The organism is Streptomyces sp. 13-12-16 (assembly GCF_002114215.1).
Lineage (GTDB): Bacteria > Actinomycetota > Actinomycetes > Streptomycetales > Streptomycetaceae > Streptomyces.
Window position 1 is genome coordinate 532 of the sequence record NZ_NCTE01001456.1, and the last position, 330, is coordinate 861.

Genomic DNA, 330 nt, shown 5'->3' on the forward strand with positions numbered 1-330 from the left:
GCTGGCTCACCCGCCCGCTGCACGAGTGGCCCCTGCGCAAGCTGCGCGCCCCGCGCGGCTCAGTCCGCGGCGGGCCGGAACGTCCGTAGGAAGGTCCGCAGGGCCACCCGGCTCGCGGGTTCCTCCCAGCCGGCGGCAGGGGTCGTCCAGCGCAGCGAGAAGCCGCGCCCGCCGCCCAGCAGGAACCCGCGGCCGAAGGTGCGCACCCGGGCGTCGCCGGCCGCGGCGTACCACTCCATGTCGGCGGCCTCGCGCCCCTGGTACGTCGTCGCCCGGATCCCGCCGATCCGCTCGTAGCCGTCGCCGGACCGCTCCAGGCGCGGCTCCACG

At 78.2% G+C, this 330-nt stretch carries 1 pseudogene; it reads right to left on the minus strand.

From position 1 onward, the window contains the following. Nucleotides 1–59: 59 nt before the first annotated feature. A pseudogene (locus B7767_RS42580) lies at nt 60–330 on the minus strand (serine/threonine protein kinase); the annotation flags it as partial.